15 protein-coding genes are annotated in these 14,554 nt (G+C 71.9%); 5 read left to right on the top strand and 10 right to left on the bottom strand.

The features are described from left to right. Positions 1-24: 24 nt before the first annotated feature. Positions 25-2,184 (top strand): 3-hydroxyacyl-CoA dehydrogenase NAD-binding domain-containing protein, encoded by a 2,160-nt coding sequence (locus F4556_RS29450; RefSeq protein WP_184921415.1) that lies wholly within the window; start codon positions 25-27, stop codon positions 2,182-2,184. Here F4556_RS29450 and F4556_RS29455 read toward each other — a convergent pair. From F4556_RS29455 to F4556_RS29475, 5 genes are all read right to left on the bottom strand, one after another. Next, on the bottom strand, positions 2,181-2,927 hold the full coding sequence (locus F4556_RS29455) for a MerR family transcriptional regulator (RefSeq protein WP_184921417.1): 747 nt from the start codon (positions 2,925-2,927) through the stop codon (positions 2,181-2,183). The two genes, F4556_RS29450 and F4556_RS29455, sit on opposite strands and share 4 nt — an antisense overlap. Positions 2,928-3,073: 146 nt before the next feature. Beyond that, positions 3,074-4,084: an isopenicillin N synthase family dioxygenase gene (locus F4556_RS29460; protein WP_184921418.1), complete on the bottom strand. Its 1,011-nt coding sequence runs from the start codon at positions 4,082-4,084 to the stop codon at positions 3,074-3,076. Positions 4,085-4,372: 288 nt separating this feature from the next. Continuing rightward, positions 4,373-4,798 carry a VOC family protein gene (locus F4556_RS29465; RefSeq protein ID WP_184921420.1) on the bottom strand — a complete coding sequence of 142 codons (426 nt, stop codon included), beginning with the start codon at positions 4,796-4,798 and terminating at the stop codon, positions 4,373-4,375. Between the two features lie 115 nt (positions 4,799-4,913). Continuing rightward, positions 4,914-5,543 carry a hypothetical protein gene (locus tag F4556_RS29470; RefSeq protein WP_184921422.1) on the bottom strand — a complete coding sequence of 210 codons (630 nt, stop codon included), beginning with the start codon at positions 5,541-5,543 and terminating at the stop codon, positions 4,914-4,916. A gap of 48 nt (positions 5,544-5,591) precedes the next feature. After that, complete coding sequence (locus tag F4556_RS29475; RefSeq protein WP_184921424.1) at positions 5,592-6,953, bottom strand: NAD(P)-binding domain-containing protein; 1,362 nt, start codon at positions 6,951-6,953, stop codon at positions 5,592-5,594. 114 nt (positions 6,954-7,067) lie between these two features. Between F4556_RS29475 and F4556_RS29480 the strand changes: the two genes are divergently transcribed. Beyond that, positions 7,068-7,421: an ArsR/SmtB family transcription factor gene (locus tag F4556_RS29480; RefSeq protein WP_184921426.1), complete on the top strand. Its 354-nt coding sequence runs from the start codon at positions 7,068-7,070 to the stop codon at positions 7,419-7,421. 46 nt (positions 7,422-7,467) lie between these two features. After that, positions 7,468-7,941: a GNAT family N-acetyltransferase gene (locus F4556_RS29485; protein WP_184925362.1), complete on the top strand. Its 474-nt coding sequence runs from the start codon at positions 7,468-7,470 to the stop codon at positions 7,939-7,941. On the opposite strand, the gene F4556_RS29490 is transcribed toward F4556_RS29485, so the two are convergent. From F4556_RS29490 to F4556_RS29500, 3 genes are read right to left on the bottom strand one after another with little or no spacing between them, the layout of a single operon-like run. Beyond that, complete coding sequence (locus F4556_RS29490; RefSeq protein ID WP_313068801.1) at positions 7,934-8,968, bottom strand: ArsO family NAD(P)H-dependent flavin-containing monooxygenase; 1,035 nt, start codon at positions 8,966-8,968, stop codon at positions 7,934-7,936. The genes F4556_RS29485 and F4556_RS29490 overlap by 8 nt on opposite strands. Next, complete coding sequence (locus F4556_RS29495; protein WP_246511115.1) at positions 8,965-9,735, bottom strand: aquaporin; 771 nt, start codon at positions 9,733-9,735, stop codon at positions 8,965-8,967. The genes F4556_RS29490 and F4556_RS29495 overlap by 4 nt, the downstream gene beginning before the upstream one ends. Before the next feature lie 28 nt (positions 9,736-9,763). Further along, positions 9,764-10,075 carry an ArsR/SmtB family transcription factor gene (locus tag F4556_RS29500; protein WP_184921428.1) on the bottom strand — a complete coding sequence of 104 codons (312 nt, stop codon included), beginning with the start codon at positions 10,073-10,075 and terminating at the stop codon, positions 9,764-9,766. 71 nt (positions 10,076-10,146) lie between these two features. On the opposite strand from F4556_RS29500, the gene F4556_RS29505 reads away from it, so the two are divergent. After that, positions 10,147-10,578: an arsenate reductase ArsC gene (locus F4556_RS29505; RefSeq protein WP_184921430.1), complete on the top strand. Its 432-nt coding sequence runs from the start codon at positions 10,147-10,149 to the stop codon at positions 10,576-10,578. An 18-nt stretch (positions 10,579-10,596) separates the two neighbouring features. Here F4556_RS29505 and F4556_RS29510 read toward each other — a convergent pair whose 3' ends face one another. Beyond that, complete coding sequence (locus F4556_RS29510; protein ID WP_246511116.1) at positions 10,597-11,403, bottom strand: sulfite exporter TauE/SafE family protein; 807 nt, start codon at positions 11,401-11,403, stop codon at positions 10,597-10,599. 246 nt (positions 11,404-11,649) lie between these two features. Here F4556_RS29510 and F4556_RS29515 point away from each other — a divergent pair, with 246 nt between their 5' ends. Next, a complete protein-coding gene (locus tag F4556_RS29515) occupies positions 11,650-13,458 on the top strand; it encodes a CocE/NonD family hydrolase C-terminal non-catalytic domain-containing protein (RefSeq protein ID WP_184921432.1) in 1,809 nt (602 codons plus the stop codon). Positions 13,459-13,602: 144 nt separating this feature from the next. Here the strand turns inward: F4556_RS29515 and F4556_RS39785 are convergent, their stop codons facing one another. Then, on the bottom strand, positions 13,603-14,463 hold the full coding sequence (locus F4556_RS39785; RefSeq protein ID WP_184925371.1) for an MBL fold metallo-hydrolase: 861 nt from the start codon (positions 14,461-14,463) through the stop codon (positions 13,603-13,605). Positions 14,464-14,554 lie beyond the last annotated feature (91 nt).

The raw sequence follows: 14,554 nt of genomic DNA on the forward strand, positions 1-14,554 counted from the left end.
CGTCACTCCTGGAGACCTGGACTCATGACTGCCACCACCCCCATCCGCTGGGAGCAGGACGCGACCGGCGTGGTCACCCTGGTACTGGACGACCCGGACCAGTCCGCCAACACCATGAACGCCGCCTTCACCGACGCGCTGGAGGCAACCGTCGCCCGGCTGAAGGCACTTGACGGCCTGCGCGGCGTGATCGTCACCTCCGCCAAGAAGACCTTCTTCGCCGGCGGCGACCTGCGGCTGATCTCCGCCGCCCGCCCCGAGGACGCCCAGCGGGTGTTCGACAACTCGATGCGGATCAAGCGCGCGCTGCGCACCCTGGAGACGCTGGGCAGGCCCGTTGTCGCCGCGATCAACGGTGCCGCGCTCGGCGGCGGCCTCGAACTCGCGCTGGCCTGCCACCACCGGGTCGCGCTGGACGCCCCCGGCAGCAAGATCGGCCTGCCCGAGGTGACGCTCGGTCTGCTGCCCGGCGGCGGCGGAGTGGTCCGTACGGTGCGGATGTTCGGCATCACCGACGCGCTGCTCAAGGTGCTGCTGCAGGGCCGTCAGTACCGGCCCGCGCAGGCGCTGGAGCACGGCCTCGTCGACGAACTTGCCGTTGACACCGGGGACTTGTTGGCGAAGGCGCGGGCCTGGGTGGACGCGCACGAGGAGGCCGTCCAGCCCTGGGACGTCAAGGGGTACAAGATCCCCGGCGGCACCCCGAGCACCCCCGCGTTCGCCGCCAACCTGCCCGCCTTCCCGGCCAACCTGCGCAAGCAGCTGGCCGGTGCGCCCTACCCCGCCCCGCGCAACATCCTGGCGGCGGCCGTCGAGAGCGCCCAGGTGGACGTGGACACCGCGATGGTGATCGAGGCGCGCTACTTCGCCGAGCTGGCCTGCGGGCAGACCTCGAAGAACATGATCAAGGCGCTGTTCTTCGACATGCAGGCCGTCAACTCCGGTGCCAGCCGCCCGGATTCGGTCCCGGCCCGGAAGGCCGCCAAGGTGGCCGTGCTGGGTGCCGGGATGATGGGCGCGGGCATCGCGTACTCCTGCGCCAAGGCCGGCATCGAGGTGCTGCTCAAGGATGTCACCGTGGCGGCGGCCGAACGCGGCAAGGCGTACTCGGCGGCCCTGCTGGACAAGGCGGTGGCCCGCGGCCGGACCACGCCCGAGGAGCGGGACGCCTTCCTGGCCCGGATCACCCCGACCGCCGACGCGGCCGACCTGGCCGGCTGCGACACCGTGATCGAGGCGGTCTTCGAGAACACCGAGCTCAAGCACAAGGTGTTCCAGGAGGTCCAGGACGTCGTCGCGCCCGACGCGCTGCTCTGCTCCAACACCTCGACCCTGCCGATCGGCGTGCTGGCCGAAGGGGTCACCCGGCGGGCCGACTTCATCGGCCTGCACTTCTTCTCGCCGGTCGACAAGATGCCGCTGGTCGAGATCATCCGAGGGCCGGAGACCGGGGACGAGGCGCTGGCGCGGGCCTTCGACCTGGTCCGGCAGATCGCCAAGACCCCGATCGTGGTGAACGACTCGCGCGGCTTCTTCACCTCCCGGGTGATCGGCCAGTTCATCAACGAGGGCGTGGCGATGGTCGGCGAGGGCCTCGACCCGTCCTCGGTCGAGCAGGCCGCCGCGCAGGCCGGCTACCCCGCCAAGGTCCTGTCGCTGCTGGACGAGCTGACCCTCACCCTGCCGCGCAAGATCCGCGACGAGTCCCGCCGGGCGATCGAGGAGGCGGGCGGCGTCTGGCCCGCCCACCCCGCCGACACCGTGATGGACCGGATGCTCGACGAGTTCGAGCGCCCCGGCCGCAGCGGCGGCGCGGGCTTCTACGACTACGCCGACGGCCGCCGCACCCGGCTCTGGCCCGGCCTGCGCGAGCACTTCGCCCGCCCGGGCGCGGAGATCCCGTTCGAGGACATGAAGGAGCGGATGCTGTTCGCCGAGGCACTGGACTCGGTCCGCTGCCTCGCCGAAGGCGTCCTCACCTCGGTGCCCGACGCCAACGTCGGCTCGATCCTCGGCATCGGCTTCCCGGCCTGGACCGGCGGCGTGCTCCAGTACATCAACGGCTACGACGGCGGCCTGCCCGGATTCACCGCCCGCGCCCGCGAGTTGGCAGCCACGTACGGCCCGCGCTTCGAGCCGCCCGCGCTGCTCGAGGAGATGGCCGCCGACGGGCGGACCTTCTAGCCGTCCCCGCTCGGCCGCGCGTCCTCCTCGGGGCGCGCGGCCAGCTCCTCGGCGAGGGAGCGCTGAAAGGCCGTCACGATGGCCTGCACGACCATGGGCTGGATCTGCTCGGTCAGCGCCTTCATCCGCTCCAGGGCCCGGTCGTCCGGCTCGCTCTCGCGGTACGGGCGCCACACCGTGTCGCGGAACAGCCGGTGCAGGTCGTGCGCGGTGGCCTGGCTGTGCAGCCGGACCACCGCGCGGGCGGCGACCAGGGTCTCCAGTGGGATGGGCACGTCCAGCACCCGTACGCCCAGGGGCAGCAGGCCGGGGTCGATCTTGAAGACCTCAGGGGTGTCGGTGCGGTGCACCGCACCCATCGCGGCCAGCCGGTCCACGTCCTCGTCCGAGAGCGCCCGCCCCGCCCGGCGGCCGAGCTGCTCACGGGTGGCCTCCTCCGCCGCCACCGGCGTCCAGGAGGCCACCAGCGCGCGGTGGATCACCAGGTCCAGCGAGCCGACGTCGTCCGGGAGTTGGGACAGATAGCGGTCGATCGCCGCCAGGGTCAAGCCCTGCCGCTGCAGCTCCTCGATCAGCTCCAGCCGCCCCAGGTGCTCGGCCCCGTACCAGCCGACCCGACGCGGCCCCAGCTCCGGCGGCGGCAGCAGCCCCTTCGCGCTGTAGAACCGCAGCGTCCGGACCGTCACCCCGGCCCGGGCCGCCAGCTCGTCGACGGTCATCTGCGACGGCGCAGCTCCTGCCATGGTGGGACCTCCCGCTCGGGATCGGACGCGGCAGTACCGCTGTGACAGCAGTAGTGTCCCACTAGCTCCGGCCGGTGGGGGAGATCAGCCCGGTGTCGGTGACCTCGATCGGTCGCGGCGTTCGGGGCGGTTTAGCTGAACCTCGCTCAGGCGGCCAGGAGTTCGGGGTGGTGACGCTTCGTCACCTCGGGGTGGGCGCGGGCGTAGCCCTTGAGTTCGTTGCGGCCGAACTCGGCGAACAGGGGGTTGCGCGGGTCCTGGGTGGCGCCGGGGGCGTGGTGGGCCTGCGGGAAGTCGAGCGGGGTGATGTGGGCGTCCAGGCGCGGGTTGTAGAAGAACGGGACGGAGAACCGTTCGCGGGAGCCGGGCGGGCTGACCACCCGGTGGCTGGTGGCCTTGAGGTAACCGTCGGTGGCGACCTCGAGCAGCTCGCCGAGGTTCACCACGAAGGCGCCGGGGAGCGGCGGGACGGAGAGGAACGTCCCGTCGGAGCGGAGCACTTCGAGGCCGCCGACCTCGTCCTGGAGCAGCAGCGTGATGAAGCCGTAGTCCTTGTGCGCGCCGACCCCCTGCGCGGTGCCGTCGGGGGAGGTGCCGGGGTAGCGGACCAGCTTGAGCCGCAGGTGCGGGTGGCCGGCGAAGGCGTAGTCGTAGAAGTCGGGGCGGGCGCCGATCGAGGTCAGCAGTTCGTGCAGCAGCCGGGCGGCGACCGAGCCGAGGTGGTCGATCCAGTTCAGGGTGGCGGCGCGGAGCCCGGGCACGGCGGCGGGCCACTGGTTCGGCCCCTCCAGCCACCAGTACGGCTGCTCGCCGGGACCTGGCACGTGCGGCGGGAGTTCGGCGCCGATGTCGAGCTGGTCGCGCCAGTCCTGGCGGCCGGCGGTGCGTTCGGTGCCGGTCCTGGTGTAGCCGCGGTAGTGCGGGGAGTTGAGGTTGCTCACCGCCAGCCGGTCGGCCTCCGGGAGGGCGAAGAACGCGTGCATGGCGTCGGTCAGCTCGGCGGTCTCCCCGGCGGTCACGCCGTGGCCGGTGAGCTGGAAGAAACCGACCTCGGTGGCCGCGGCACGCAGGGTGTCGTGCAGTCGGGCCAGGTCGCCGGCGGAGCCGTCGGCGAGCGAGAGGTCGATGACGGGGAGGCCGGTGAGTCGCGCTGTCATGGCTGCCATCCGAGGTGAGTCCCCCCGGGATCGGACACACAGCACCAGATTACCGTCGGAAGGGGGTTGACCTGCGGGTGAACCGGAGGAGACTGGTAGGTACACCCCGGATCACCGGATGGAGCCCGCCCCGCAGGCAGAGACGTCTGTCGGCCCCGCGAGAGCACACATCCAAGCCCCCGGTCAGGCCCCCGGCAACTCCGTTCGGGGAGCCGGTTCTCGGCGACGACCGAGCCCCGGCGCTCGAAGCGGGAGTACCGGGGACTGCGCTGTGTTCAGCCCTTTCGTTCAGCCCTTTCGAGGCTCGCCCCGGTAGGTGCCGAAGGCCCAGAGATTGCCCTCCGGATCGCGCACGGTGAAGTCCCGTGAACCGTCCGGACCGTAGTCGGTGTCGTGCGGCTCCGCGACCACCGAGGCCCCGGCCGCGACCGCCCGGGCGAACAGCGCGTCCGGGTCCTCCGTGACCACGACGTACGCCCCGAAGTTGCCCGGCCGCAGCGGCCACGGGTCCTCGTCGCTGTCCTGCTCACGGGCCGAACCGAGCATGATCCCGCCACCGGCCGGCCAGCTGAGCTGGGCGTGGTGCACATGCGTCTCGTCCGCGTAGACGGCGGTCGCCTCGAAGCCGAACGCCTCGGTCAGGAAGCGGATCAGCGCGTGGGCGTCGTGCGCCCGCAGGCTCGGCCAGACCTGCGGCGGGGGCGGCTGGGTCATCGGGTGCTCCTCGGTCTGGACGTCGGCGGTCGGCCTTCAGGCTCAGGTTAGGCCGCGGCCGCGCCGCTCCCGCGGATTCCCGCCCGTGCCGTTTCGGTGGCGCCCGGCCGCCGGGTCAGGCCCGACGCTCGGGGACGATCTCGACGCCGGCCGCGAGCATGTTGGCGACGATCTGCTCGGCCAGCGTGTCGTGACAGATCAGCAGATCCATCGGCGGGTCGCCCTTCATGACGACCAGGTAACCGGTGCCGGTGGGTTCGAGCTGCCACCGGTCCCGGTCGGTGGTCCACAGGTCCTGATAGGAGGCGAGGTCCGGTTCGGTGGACGGCGGTTGGGCCCGGAGCGTGACGGCGGGCAGGTAGTGGCCCGGGCGCGCGGGCCGAAGCAGCAGCCCCGGCGGCCGGTCCGCGCCCAGCGCCGCCAGCACCTCGGCCGCGGGGTAGCCGAACAGGTCGACGTCGTCGAGCACGACCGCCACCTCGGCCGGGCGCCAGTACGGCTGGTGGCCACACCGTCGCAGGACGGCACTGTCCAGCGTCCCGTCCGGTGCCGACCCCGCCCGGGCACTCACCTCGAGGTCGCCCCACCCGACGGAGTACGCCCACGCCGCCTCCGGGACTTCGTCCCGCCGGACCTCACCGAGCCGGGTCAGGGCATCGCGCGTCGCGGCCCCGTCCAGGCCGAAGCGGAGCACCCCGGAATCGTCCGGCAGGCGGACCCCGGTGGCTGGCAGCAGTTCGAACATCCGCTGATCGTCGCGACTGCCGACCGGCCACCGCAACCCGATTCCTGGTCAGCAGCCGCCGGAGGTGGAGCAGCACGAGCCGGAGCTGACGTTGAGAGTGATGAGCTGAGGTGCGGCGGGGGTCGAGCAACAGCTGCTTTCGGTGGTGGGCTGGTCGAAGAGGCCGGCGCCGCCGCAGACGCCGGTTTCGGGGAGGGTGAGTTCGACGCGGGTGGCGGCTTCGTGGTCGCCGGCGAGGTGGGCGGCGATGGAGCGGACCTGCTCGTAGCCGGTCATGGCGAGGAAGGTCGGGGCGCGGCCGTACGACTTCATGCCGACCAGGTGGACGCCCTGTTCGGGGTGGGAGAGCTCGGCGACGCCGTGCGGGTAGACGGTGCCGCAGGAGTGCTGGTTGGGGTCGATCAGCGGGGCCAGTGCGACCGGGGCCTGGAGCCGCTCGTCCAGGCCGAGCCGCAGCTCGGAGAGGAAGGAGTGGTCGGGGCGGAGGCCGGTCAGGACGATGATCTCGTCCAGGTCCTCGGCTCGGGTGCCCTCGTCGGAGACCAGCGCGAGCCGACCGTCGGACTCCTCGACGGCGGTGGTGCGGAAACCGGTCAGCGCACTCGCGTGGCCGTTCTCGACGGCGGCCTTCGCGGCCTGGCCGAGTGCGCCGCGGGCGGGGAGCTGGTCGGCGCTGCCGCCGCCGAAGGTCGAGCCGGTGAGGCCGCGGCGGAGCACCCAGACGGCGTGGGTGCCGCTCTCCTGCTGCGCGAGGTCGGCGAGCCCGGCCAGGGCGGTGAAGGCGGAGGCGCCGGAGCCGACGACGGCGGTGCGCTTGCCGGCGTACCGGGCGCGGACCTGAGGGTCCTTCAGGTCCGGGATGCGGTACGAGATCCGGGCCGCGTGCGCCTTCTCGCCGAGGGCGGGGAGCCCGTCAGCGCCGACCGGACTGGGGGTGGACCAGGTGCCGGAGGCGTCGATGACGGCGGCGGCGCTGATCCGCTCCTCGCGGCCGTCGGCGGTGGTGAGGTGGACGGTGAACGGCTGCTCGGAGCGGCCGGAGTCGACGACGCGGTCGCGGCCTGCCCGGGCGACGCCGGTGACCGTGGTGTTGTAGCGGACCTTCGCTCCCAGGGTGTCGGCGAGCGGCTGGAGGTACCGCTTGGCCCAGTCGGCGCCGGTGGGGTAGGTGGCCGGGTCGGGCCGGGTCCAGCCGGTGGGGCCGAGGAGCTTCTCGGCGGCCGGGTCGACGAGTTCGGCCCAGGTGGAGAAGAGCCGCACGTGCCCCCACTCCCGTACCGCGCTCGCGGCGGCGGAGCCGGACTCGGCGACGATCACGTCCAGGCCGCGCCCGGTGAGGTGGGCGGCGGCGGCCAGGCCGATCGGGCCGGCGCCGATGACGAGGACGGGCAGGTCGTGACCTTCGGACATGGCGGTGGTCCCCTTCGATGCGAGCGGCCGTGGCCGCCCGGCTGATTCGATGAACGTCGATATGCTGACGAGTGCGACCTTGCCACTCGATTAGATGGCTGTCAACATAGACACATGTCGAATCTGGAGTTGACCGTACTGGAGCCCGAGGCGGTGCCGTGCTGCGCACCGATCACCTCGGCGGAGCTGTCCGCCGAGGACGCGGTGCGGATGGCGGCGATGTTCAAGGCGCTGGCCGATCCGGTCCGGCTGCGGCTGTTCTCCAAGGTCGCCTCGCACGAGGGCGGGGAGGCGTGCGTGTGCGACATCCAGGATGTCGGGGTCTCCCAGCCGACGGTCAGTCACCACCTGAAGAAGCTCCGCGAGGCCGGGCTGCTGACCAGCGAGCGCCGGGGCACCTGGGTCTACTACAAGGTGGCGCCGTCCGTGGTGGCGGGCATGTCCGCCCTGCTCGACCTCAACCGCTGACCGCCGAGGAGGACGAGTGCCGCACCCCGCCGTCACCCTCGCCCCGATGGAGCCCGGGCACGCCCGCGAGGTCCTGGCGATCTACCAGGCCGGCATCGACGAGGGCAACGCCACCTTCGAGACCGCCGCACCCTCCTGGGGGGCGTTCGACGCCGCCCGTCTGCCCGCTCACCGGTACGTCGTCCTGGGGCCGGGAGGTGCGGTGCTGGGCTGGGTCGCGGTGAGCGCGGTCTCTGTCCGGGCCGCGTACGCGGGCGTGGTCGAGCACTCCGTCTACGTCCACCCCGACGGGCGCGGCCGGGGCGTCGCGCGGGCCCTGCTGGACGCGCTCATCGCCTCGACCGAGGCGGCGGGCATCTGGACCATCCAGTCCGGCGTCTTCCCGGAGAACGCCGCCAGCCTCGCCCTGCACGCCGGAGCGGGATTCCGCGTCATCGGTACCCGCGAGCGGGTCGCCCGCCACCACGGCACCTGGCGCGACGTCCTGCTGATCGAACGCCGCAGCCCGGCCGTCAGCTGAGCAGCAGGCCGGTGATCTCGCCGACGGCCGCCCGGGCGGTGCGGCCGACGCCGATGAGGGTGGCGGAGGCAGGGCCGGTCCAGTCGCCGTAGCCGAGCAGGTGGATGCGCTCCTCCTCGACGGCGCGGGTGCCGTCGACCGGGATGCGGCCGCGCGTACGGTGCAGGCCGGTCGGGACGAGGTGTGGGCGGAAGCCGGTGCACCAGATCACCGCATCGGCAGGCCAATTGGTCCCGTCAGCCCAGGCCGGGCCGGTGGCGGTGAGCCGGTCGAACATCGGATGGGCTGTCAGCCCGGCGGCCCGGGCGGCGCGTACGGGCGGGACGGCGACGATGTCGCCGAGCGAGGAGATCGACGGTCCGTCGGCGCGGACCCGGCGGGTGGCGAGGTCGAACAGGGCCCGGCCGTCGATCTCGTCGGGGAGATGACGGACCGGGCGCCGGGTGACCCAGCGGACGGTGGCGACGCCGTGCAGGTCGGCGGCGATCTGGGCGCCGGAGTTGCCGCCGCCGACCACCACGACGCGCTGCCCGGCGAAGTCGGCCGCGCTGCGGTAGCCGTACGTGTGGAGCTGACGGCCCGTGAACTCGCGGCGGCCCGGTACGGCCGGGACGAACGGCCGCTCCCAGTTCCCGGTGGCCAGGATCAGCGCGTCGCTGTGCCAGGCACCCTGGCTGGTACGGGTGCGCAGGCCCGCCGGGGTCCGTTCGACGCTCTCGGCCCACACCGGGCGGTGCACGGGCAGCTCGTACCGCTTCTCGTACGCCGCAAGGTAGTTCACCACGTGGGCGGCGTCCGGGTACTCCTGGCCGGCCTGATGCGGCATCGGACGGCCGGGCAGCGAGGAGTACCCGGCTGGGGAGAACAGTCGCAGGCTGTCCCAGTAGTGCTGCCAGGCGCCGCCCGGTGCGGTGGCGGCGTCGAGGATGGCGAACTCCAGCCCGGCGCGCCGCAGGTGGTAGCCGGCGGCGAGACCGGCCTGGCCGCCCCCGATGACCAGCACCTGGGTGCGCCGGGCCTCGCTCACTTCGTACCGGCCGTGCGGCGGCGGTGGTCGAAGATCAGCGCGACCAGCAGCAATCCCAGTGCACCGCCGAGCAGTTGCGCGCCGAGGAAGCCAGGGAGGGAGGCCGGGGCGATACCGGCGAAGGTGTCGGTGAACGCGCGGCCGATGGTGACGGCCGGGTTGGCGAAGGAGGTGGAGGAGGTGAACCAGTACGCGGCGCCGATGTAGGAGGCGACCGCGACGGGGGCGAAGCGCAGGTGGTCGGTCCTGGCGAGCCCGAAGATCAGCAGGACCAGGCCGGCGGTGGCGACGACCTCGCCGATCAGCAGGTGCCCGGCGGAGCGGTCGTGGGTCGACCAACTCACCAGCGCCTCACCGAACATGGCGTCCGCCAGGATCGCCCCGCCGATCGCGCCCACGATCTGCGCGGCGACGTAGGCGGCGACCTCACGAGCCGTCAGGCGGCGATCGGTCCACCACTCGGCGAGGGTGACGACGGGGTTGAAGTGCGCGCCGGAGACCGGGCCGAGCAGCAGGATCAGCACGCCGAGACCGAAGACGGTGGCCAGCGAGTTGGCCAGCAGCTGCAGGCCGACGTCCTGGGACAGTTCGGTGGCCTGGATGCCGGAGCCGACCACGACGGTCACCAGGGCGGCGGTGCCGACCAGTTCGGCCGCGACCCGGTTCAGCAGCGGGGCAGTCGGGGGCTCGACGGCGAGGGGGCACCCCCGGCCGGAGGCTGGGGGAGGCTCGGTGATCGTGGGTCTGGGCTCGGCTATGGCGCTCAACAGGTACTCCTCGGGCAGGGCGGGTGGTTCAGCAGGATCGCTTGAAGTTGGCCTCGGCGGTCATCCGGGCGGCGGAGGCCAGGGCGGCGAACTCCGCCGCCAGGCCGGTCAGGGCCTCGGGGCGGAGCGAGTAGTACGTGAAGCGTCCGCAGGGCTCGGTGTCCACGAGGCCCGCCTCGCGCAGGATCTTCAGGTGGTTCGACAGGTTGGTCTGCTTGGCGCCGGTCTCCTCCACCAGGTGTGTCGTGCACAGCGCCTCCCGGCTCAGGAGCGCGATGATCTGCATCCGGAGCGGGTCGGCCAGGGCTTTCAACACATCACTGTCGACTGAAGTCACCATGCGCTGATACGTTACCCGGGTCGGGCCCGCCAAGCGAGCCCCCTTCTTCTCCGTCAGAAGGAAGCATCGCCATGACCTCCGCTCCCGCCGCCTCCGTGCTGTTCGTCTGCATCCACAACGCCGGACGCTCGCAGATGGCCGCCGGCTTCCTGCGCCACCTCGCCGGTGACCGCGTCGAGGTCCGCTCGGCGGGCTCGGTCCCGGGCGACCGGATCAACCCGTCCGCCGTGGCCGCGATGGCCGAGCTGGGCATCGACATCTCCGACCAGCAGCCGAAGGTGCTCACCACGGAAGCGGTGCAGGCCTCCGACTACGTGATCACCATGGGCTGCGGGGACGCCTGCCCGTACTTCCCCGGCAAGAAGTACCTGGACTGGCAGCTGGCGGACCCGGCCGGCCAGGGCGTCGAGGCCGTCCGGCCGATCCGCGACGAGATCAAGGGCCTGATCGAGAACCTGATCGCCGAGATCGACGCCGGGTCCGCATCCGCCCGGGAGAGCTGACACCAACGTGACCGGAGCTCAGTCGTGACGGGCGAGCTTGGCCGCGGAGACGAGCAGGATCACGGCCAGTGCGGGGATGAGGACCAGGTCCGGGAATACGCCGAGGAGCAGGCCGCCCAGGACCGCGCCGGTGACCGAGCCTGCGGCCGTGACCATGGTGAAGCGGAGGTTGGCGTCGAGGACCGCGAAGCTGCCGTCGCGGCTGTAGCGGGCGAAGGCCACCAGCATGGTGGGCAGTGACACCAGCAGGGAGAGGCTTCCCGCGGTCTTGATGTCCACCGCGAACAGCAGCACGATCGTCGGGATCAGCAGCTCGCCCCCGGCCACGCCCATGATCGCCGCGACCACCCCGATGCCGAACCCGGCCACGACTCCGCAGGGCACCTGAGCCCACAGCGGCAGCGCGAGCGGGTCCAAGGCGGTGGTGTGCGTGACCAGCAGGGCCGCGGCCATGAGCACCATCAACGCCGCCAGCACCTTGTAGAGGGTGGCGCTGCGCATCCGCACCGCCCAACTCGCTCCGGCCCAGGCGCCCAGCAGGCTTCCGGCCAACAGGTCGACCGCGACGGGCCAGTGCGCCGCCACCTCCGTAGCCGGCACCGCCGCCAGTCGCGCGGGCAGCGCGACCAGGACCACCACCAGGCTCATCGCCTTGTTCAGGATGACGGCGGAGAGCGCGGCGAACCCGAACAGGCCGATCAGCAGCGGCAGTCGGAACTCCGCACCGCCCAGTCCGATCATCCCGCCCAGGACGCCGATGGCCGCCCCCGCGCCGAACACCAGGGGTGTCGAACGCGCGGGAGCGAGGCGGTTGTCCATGACCATGGCGGGCATCCTCGCGGGCCACGGCCGCTGCGCGCTACGGCAGATCCTCCGAGGCGTGACGAGGCACGGCGGTGCCAGGTGGGATCGGGCGACGATTCACCCCTTTTAGTGAATATGACACGGTCTCAGTTTCTCCGCCTCTGTGGTGATCATGATGGACCTCGGTACCTGCGGGGGCCGCGCCCGTTCGGGTGCGAAGATCTCCTGCCGGGATCTCATATCCGTTACCGAATAAGGGTGGTTCGTATGACTGCTTCCGGTGGAGAGCCGATCCCGTCGATCACCGATGCGACGCTCACCGATATCGCCACCAACGGCATCTGGGGCCCCGGCCCTACCGTCAACCCGGCCGCCGTCGACGCGTCCAGGGCCCTGCTCGCCGCCCTCCAGGGCGAGACGCGCGGGACCCTCCCGGCGGAGCTGGAGAGCCTGGCGGCCGACGTCCGGCAGCGCGCCACGATCAACCTTCCGCAGATCGTCGCCGAGGACGGGGTCCGCCTGTCGGCCTTCTCCATCAAGCTGAACGGTCCGGAGCCGCGCCCGCTCGTGGTGGTGCCCGCCGGCTGGAGCCCGTTCGGCTGGCTGCCGTTCCTGTACGCGTACCTGACGCTGGCTCAGCGCGGCTACCACGTGCTGGCCTACACGCCCCGGGGGATCGGCGATCCGGCGCTGCCCTCCACGTCCGAGGGCTTCATCGACGTCGGCGGGCCCAAGGACTGGTCCGACGGGTCGACGGTGCTCGACTACGCGCAGGCGCACTTCGACCCGAGTCGGATCGGTCTGCTCGGCGAGTCGTACGGCTCCGGGATCAGCCAGCTGGTCGCCGCGCACGACCCCGACAACCGGGTCTCCGTGGTGGTCGCGCTGAGCACCTGGGGCAACCTGGCCACCAGCATGTACGACAACGGCACCCGGCACCTCGCGGCCGTCAACGCCCTGATCGCCTTCACCGGTGGCGACTTGGTGGACAAGTTCGACGAGGACACCCAGCGGATCCTCGCGGACTTCCGGAACGGCGAGAACCTCGACGGCGTGGTGGCGTGGGGCACCGAGCGGTCCCCGGCGACCTACGCGGACATCACCAACGAGCGGGGGATCCCGACGTTCGTCTCCAACACCTGGCACGAGAGCCTGTTCCCGGCCGGTCAGGTGATCGACGCCTTCACCCGGCTCACCGTGCCGAAGCGGCTGAACATGTGGATCGGCGACCACGGCGCCCCCGAGGGCCCGGGCCTGGCCGGCCTGGTGGCCGGCCTGCCGTTCCCCGGCCTGCGCACGCCGATGCAGGAGGCGTACGACTGGCTGGACCACCACCTGCTCGACGTGGACAACGGCGTGCCGACCTGGCCGGAGGTCGACAACCAGGTCATGTTCACCTACCGGACCGTCCCGGTTCCCGGCGGCAGCAACCTCATCACCTCCCCGGCCCGCCGCGAGGAGCGCACGACGTGGGACGGTGTCACCACCGGTCGCGAGCGGTTGTACCTCACGGCCGCCGGCGGTTCCGGTGACGGCGCGCTGGCCACCGAGCCGGCCGGCGGCTGGGCGCGGGACTTCGCGGCCGGTGACCTGACCACCGCCACCGCGATGGACGCCATCATGCAGACCGGGCAGAAGGAGTGGTTCGGCAACCCCAAGACCTACGACCTGGCGAAGTTCGAACGGTCGCAGCTGCTGGTCTGGTCGACCGAGCCGCTGACCGGCCAGGACGGCGTGGCCCGTCGCATCCGCGGCAGCGTGACGCTGCGGCTCGCCGTCCGCAGCACGGAGGACGCCGCCACCCTGGTGGCCTACCTGTTCGACGTCGCCCCGGACGGCACCGCCCGGATCGTCACGCACGAGCCGTTCACCGTGCTCGCGCTGGCGCCCGGCGAGGACCGCACCGTCCGCTGGGAACTCCAGCCCGCCGCCTACGACCTGACGGAGGGTCACCGTCTGGCCCTGGTGGTCAACGGCCGCGACCAGCTGTACTCCTTCGCCGGCCAGGAGGGCAGCACCACCACGGTCACCTCGCCGGCCGACGGCGAAGCCTTCCTGGAGCTGCCTCTCGGCTGAACCAGGTGCGCTGACGCGCCCTCACCGGAGCGGGCCGACGCTGTGCAGCGTCGGCCCGCTCGTTCCGCATCAGCCGAGCGGTCCAGGCAGTTCATCGGCCTCAGTGCGGTGACCGTCGCCGACTCCGGTTGGCCAGGCGTGACGTCACTGCGATGACGCCTTGGCCCGCTTCGCCCCGGCCCAGAGTGAGCCCGGGTTCGCCCGGTTCGGGTACAGCGCGAGCATCGCCTCGTACAGATCGGCCGCGGTCTGAGTCTCGGCGTCGAGCCGGTTGAAGTCCGCCAGGTACTTCGCTGTCTCGGCCAGGATCTTCGGGTCGTCGGGCAGGTCGGGGTTCTTGTGGCCGGCGACGACGAAGGCGGGGTCGAGTGCGGCGAGCGTGTCGGTGGCGCGCATCCACTCCTCGCGCGACGTGGTGGTGGTCTCGCCCAGGTACTGGTGGATGCCGTTGTAGGCGACATCGCCGGCCACGACGAGCCTCAGGTCCGGCACCCACAGTGCGGTGCTGCCCTCGCAGTCGGTGAAGCCGGTCTCGACCGCCCGCAGCGGGTGCCCTTCGAGGGTGAAGGTGTCGCCGTCCAGGACCTCCGGGAAGACCTGCGGCAGCGGGACCTGTCCCGGAAAGCGTGAGGTCCAGAAGGTGTCGACGTAGGGCGGTGTGCCCTCGAACCTCGCCTTGGCCACGGCTGCGGCGGTCGAGACCGCCTTGGCTTCGGGAAATGCTTCTAGGAGCTGCTTCACGCCGAAGCCGTGGTCGCCGTGGCCGTGCGTGATGTAGACGTAGGCCAGGTTGCGGTCGTGTGCCTTCACCCAGTCGACGAGTTGCTGGTTCTGTTCGACGGTGAGGAATGTGTCGACCAGCGCGGCGTCACGGTCACCGAAGATCAGCGTCGAGGTGTTGACCACCCACTGGAGCTCTTCCGTGCCGGGCGGCAGGTCGCGGGTCAGACCCGACCGGCGCATGCACAAGGTCTCGTACTGCAGCGCCGATGTGGCTTCCGGCATGTCGTTGTTCCCTTCCGCTCTCGCTGAGATCCAGGCCGACTCACTCGGCTCGGTCGGTCGCGACGGCCTCGGAACCCAGGGGGTGGAGACC

It is taken from the genome of Kitasatospora gansuensis, from assembly GCF_014203705.1.
Taxonomy (GTDB): Bacteria; Actinomycetota; Actinomycetes; order Streptomycetales; family Streptomycetaceae; genus Kitasatospora; species Kitasatospora gansuensis.

Coding starts and splice junctions, on each gene's coding strand:
- F4556_RS39785 (WP_184925371.1), bottom strand. CDS start 14,463: ATGCCGGAAGCCACATCGGCGCTGCAGTACGAGACCTTGTGCATGCGC.
- F4556_RS29460 (WP_184921418.1), bottom strand. CDS start 4,084: ATGACAGCGCGACTCACCGGCCTCCCCGTCATCGACCTCTCGCTCGCC.
- F4556_RS29510 (WP_246511116.1), bottom strand. CDS start 11,403: ATGGTCATGGACAACCGCCTCGCTCCCGCGCGTTCGACACCCCTGGTG.
- F4556_RS29500 (WP_184921428.1), bottom strand. CDS start 10,075: ATGGTGACTTCAGTCGACAGTGATGTGTTGAAAGCCCTGGCCGACCCG.
- F4556_RS29470 (WP_184921422.1), bottom strand. CDS start 5,543: ATGTTCGAACTGCTGCCAGCCACCGGGGTCCGCCTGCCGGACGATTCC.
- F4556_RS29515 (WP_184921432.1), top strand. CDS start 11,650: ATGACTGCTTCCGGTGGAGAGCCGATCCCGTCGATCACCGATGCGACG.
- F4556_RS29475 (WP_184921424.1), bottom strand. CDS start 6,953: ATGTCCGAAGGTCACGACCTGCCCGTCCTCGTCATCGGCGCCGGCCCG.
- F4556_RS29485 (WP_184925362.1), top strand. CDS start 7,468: ATGGAGCCCGGGCACGCCCGCGAGGTCCTGGCGATCTACCAGGCCGGC.
- F4556_RS29455 (WP_184921417.1), bottom strand. CDS start 2,927: ATGGCAGGAGCTGCGCCGTCGCAGATGACCGTCGACGAGCTGGCGGCC.
- F4556_RS29505 (WP_184921430.1), top strand. CDS start 10,147: ATGACCTCCGCTCCCGCCGCCTCCGTGCTGTTCGTCTGCATCCACAAC.
- F4556_RS29480 (WP_184921426.1), top strand. CDS start 7,068: ATGTCGAATCTGGAGTTGACCGTACTGGAGCCCGAGGCGGTGCCGTGC.
- F4556_RS29450 (WP_184921415.1), top strand. CDS start 25: ATGACTGCCACCACCCCCATCCGCTGGGAGCAGGACGCGACCGGCGTG.
- F4556_RS29465 (WP_184921420.1), bottom strand. CDS start 4,798: ATGACCCAGCCGCCCCCGCCGCAGGTCTGGCCGAGCCTGCGGGCGCAC.